The sequence below is a fragment of the Nonomuraea basaltis genome (genome assembly GCF_005893125.1).
Classification (GTDB): Bacteria; Actinomycetota; Actinomycetes; order Streptosporangiales; family Streptosporangiaceae; genus Nonomuraea; species Nonomuraea basaltis.
In genome coordinates this window covers 1-3,614 of the sequence record NZ_VCJS01000457.1, presented here as the reverse complement: position 1 = coordinate 3,614, position 3,614 = coordinate 1, and the positions used below count along the sequence as shown (strand labels likewise).

4 protein-coding genes and 1 pseudogene are annotated in these 3,614 nt (G+C 73.5%); all 5 read left to right on the top strand.

What is annotated here, in order from left to right:
* Window positions 1-235: pseudogene (locus tag EJK15_RS68240) on the top strand (hypothetical protein); the annotation flags it as partial.
* Complete coding sequence (locus EJK15_RS68235) at window positions 232-1,164, top strand: ABC transporter ATP-binding protein (RefSeq protein WP_171075418.1); 933 nt, start codon at window positions 232-234, stop codon at window positions 1,162-1,164. The pseudogene EJK15_RS68240 and the gene EJK15_RS68235, both read left to right, overlap by 4 nt.
* The gene (locus EJK15_RS68230) at window positions 1,133-1,933 is read left to right on the top strand and encodes an ATP-binding cassette domain-containing protein (protein WP_138720762.1); all 801 of its coding nucleotides are present in this window, start codon (window positions 1,133-1,135) and stop codon (window positions 1,931-1,933) included. The genes EJK15_RS68235 and EJK15_RS68230 overlap by 32 nt, the downstream gene beginning before the upstream one ends.
* Window positions 1,930-3,102 carry a M20 family metallopeptidase gene (locus tag EJK15_RS68225; RefSeq protein ID WP_240778128.1) on the top strand — a complete coding sequence of 391 codons (1,173 nt, stop codon included), beginning with the start codon at window positions 1,930-1,932 and terminating at the stop codon, window positions 3,100-3,102. The genes EJK15_RS68230 and EJK15_RS68225 overlap by 4 nt, the downstream gene beginning before the upstream one ends.
* The coding region (locus EJK15_RS68220; protein WP_171075417.1) for a P1 family peptidase at window positions 3,102-3,614 on the top strand (513 nt) is incomplete at its 3' end. The genes EJK15_RS68225 and EJK15_RS68220, both read left to right, overlap by 1 nt.

The following is a 3,614-nucleotide window of genomic DNA, read 5'->3' as shown; positions in this document are numbered from 1 at the left end:
GTCGTGGGGGCGGATGCTGCAGGAGTCCCAGGAGCTGCTGTTCTCCACCCCGCGCCTGGCGCTCTGGCCCGGGCTGGCGATCGCGCTGGCCGTGCTCGGCTTCAACCTCCTCGGCGACGGCCTGCGCGACTTCCTCGACCCCAAGCTCAGGAGGATCCGGGAGCGAACCCGACGTAGCGAGCGGAGTGGAGGCCCGACGGAGGAGGGACTCCGCGGAGTGAGTGAGGAGTGGTGAGCGACCAATTGAGCACGCTGAGCGTTGAGGGACTGACCGTCCGCGCGGACGCCGTCGAGCTGGTGCGCGACGTGTCGTTCGAGATCGCGCCGGGCGAGCGGGTCGGGCTCATCGGTGAGTCCGGGTCAGGCAAGTCGCTGACCGCGCTGTCGCTCATGGGCCTGCTCCCCGAGGGCGTCACCGCCTCAGGGCAGGCCACGCTGGACGGCCGCGACCTGGTCGGCGTGCCCGAGAGGCGGCTGAAGCGGCTGCGCGGCCGCGAGCTGTCGATGGTCTTCCAGGAGCCGATGACCGCGCTCAACCCGCTCATGCGGATCGGCGCCCAGGTCGCCGAGGTCATGACCCTGCACGGCCGCAGCCGCCAGGAGGCCCGCGAGCGCGCCCTCGGCCTCCTCGGCCGGGTACGCCTGCCCGAGCCCGCGGACATCGCCCGCGCCTACCCGCACCAGCTCTCCGGCGGGCAGCGGCAGCGCGTCATGCTCGCCATCGCCCTGGCCAACGAGCCCGGGCTGCTCATCTGCGACGAGCCCACCACCGCGCTCGACGTCACCGTGCAGAAGCAGATGCTCGACCTGATCGCCGAGATCGCGCCCGCGCTGCTGTTCATCACCCACGACCTCGCCGTCGTCGCCTCCGTCTGCGAGCGGGTCCTGGTCATGTACGGCGGCCGCGTCGTTGAGAGCGGCTCCATCCGCGAGGTGTTCACCCGGCCCCGCCACCGCTACACCGAGGGCCTGCTGGCCGCCTCCAAGCTCACCCCGCGCGGCACCAGGCTGCCGACCATCAAGGGCAGCGTCCCCGGGGCCGGCCACTTCCCGGACGGCTGCGTGTTCAGGAACCGCTGCCCGCACGCCACCTCCAAATGTGAGAAGGCACCGGCGCTGACAGGAGACGGCCATGCCCACGCATGCTGGCACCCCGCTGATTGACGCCCGCGACCTCAACCGCGTCTACCGCCGGCCCCGCACCTCGCTCACGAAGCCGGGCGCCGCCGTCCACGCGCTGCGCGACGTGTCTCTGACGATCGGGCGGGGCGAGCGGTACGGCATCGTCGGCGAGTCGGGCTCCGGCAAGTCCACCCTGCTCCGCCTCCTGTGCGCCCTCGACCAGCCCACCAGCGGCACCATCACGTTCGACGGCCAGGAGATCTCCGGCAGGCCGGAGCGGCGCCTGCGCTTCCTCCGGGAGAACCTCCAGATCGTCTTCCAGGATCCGATGAGCTCGCTCGACCCCCGCATGCGCGTACGCGACCTCGTCGCCGAGCCGCTCGTCGCCCTCGGCCTGCCCGTCGGAACCCGGGTCGCCGAGCTGCTGGACGAGGTCGGGCTGCCCGCCGCGGCCGCCGACCGGTACCCGCACCAGTTCTCCGGCGGGCAGCGGCAGCGCATCGCCATCGCCCGCGCGCTCGCGCCCCGCCCGAAGGTGCTGGTCGCCGACGAGCCGGTCAGCGCGCTGGACGTCTCCGTACGCGGGCAGATACTCAACCTGCTGGCCGACCTCGTCGACGAGCTCGGGCTCACGCTGGTGTTCGTCTCGCACGACCTGTCCGTGGTGCGGCACGTGTGCGAGACCGTCGCGGTCATGAGCGCGGGCGAGATCGTGGAGAGCGGCCCCGTGGACGAGGTGTGGGCCGCGCCCGCCCACCCCTACACGCGTACGTTGCTGCAGGCCGTACCGACTCTGGAGGGATTGCTTTGATCGACGTCGATGCCGATGGAGTGGTGGCGTTCACGCAGGCGCTGGTGCGGATCCCCAGCACCAACGACCCCGGACGGCGTGAGCAGGCCGCCGCCGAGCTGGTGGCGGCCAAGATGCGGGAGTGGGGCTGGGAACCCGCGGTCTACGAGGTGGCGCCCGGCCGGCCGAACGTGGTGGCGGTGGTCGAGGGCGGTGGCGGGGACGGGCCGACGCTGATGTTCGAGGGGCACACGGACGTCGTCACCGAGGGCGACCTGTCGACGTGGACCGTGGACCCGTTCGGCGGCGAGATCCGCGACGGGCGGCTGTGGGGGCGCGGCAGCGCCGACATGAAGTCCGGCCTGGCCGCCACCTTGTACGCCACCCGCGCCCTGCAACTCGCCGGGCCCTTCCCCGGGCGGATCAAGGTGTGCGCGCTGGCCGACGAGGAAGGCCTCATGCTGGGCGCGCACCACTTCGTCTCCGAGGGGCTGGCGGCCGGTGTGGACGGCGCGATCGTGGCCGAGCCGGAGGCGGGCGAGATCTGCGCGGTCGCCAAGGGCGCGCTGCGGCTGCGGGTGGACCTCACCGGCAAGATGGCACACGGCGCGATGCCGCAGCACGGCCGCAACCCCATCCAGGCGGCCGGCCCGCTGCTGGTCGGGCTCAGGGCGCTGCAGGAGGAGCTCCAGGGGCTCCACCCGGCGCACGAGCACCTCGGCGAGGTGTACGTGACGCCGACCGTGCTCCAGGCCGGCTCCGAGCCGCAGGTCAACGTCATCCCCGCCGTGGCCTCGGTCTTCGTGGACGTGCGGACGATCCCCGGGGTCGAGCACAAGGAGATCGCCGACCGGGTGGCCGCGCTCGCCTCCTGCGACGGGATCGCCGCCGAGGTGTCGGTGCTGGTGGACCGGCCGCCGGTGGACGTGCCCGTGTCCGACCCCGTGGTGGCCGCGCTGGCCGCCGCCCACCGCGCGGTCACGGGGGAGGAACCGGTGTACGGCGGGGTGCCCGGCTCCACCGACGGGACCGTGCTGACGCACTGGGGCGGGATCCCGTCCGTCGTGTACGGCCCCGGCGGGAAGTGGATCGCGCACCAGGCAGACGAGTACGTCGAGGTCGAGGAGATCGTCCGTTGCGCCCGGGTGTTCGCCGAGGCGGCGCGGCGCTTCATGAACGGTGACCACTGATGCGTCCTGGGCCGACGAACTCGCTGGTGGACGTGGCGGGGCTGCGCGTCGGGCACGCGCACCGGGCCGGTGGCGGCTACCGCACCGGCACCACCGTCGTCCTGCCTCCTGCCGAGGGAGCGGTGGCGGGCGTGGACGTGCGGGGCGCCGCCCCGGGAACGCGGGAGACCGAGCTGCTCGACCCGCGCAACCTGGTGGAGCGCGTGCACGCCGTGGTGCTGACGGGCGGGAGCGCGTACGGGCTGGGTGCGGCCTGCGGGGTGCTGGAACGGCTGGCGGACGCGGGCATCGGGTATCCGGTGGCGGGCGGCGTGGTCCCGATCGTCCCGGCGGCCGTCATCTTCGACCTGGGCCGCGGCGGCGCCTTCCGCGCCGTCCCGGACGCCGCCCTCGGCGCCGCCGCCTACGACGCCGCCGCGCATGCGGTGCCGGCGGGGACCGCGACGTCCGACGGCGGGCCTCCCTTCTCTCAAGAAACAGCACCCCCTACGGCGAGCGGGTCGATCGGGGCC

Excerpts from the sequence above, each read along its gene's own strand:
- EJK15_RS68230 (WP_138720762.1), top strand. The coding sequence starts at position 1,133 with ATGCCCACGCATGCTGGCACCCCGCTGATTGACGCCCGCGACCTCAAC.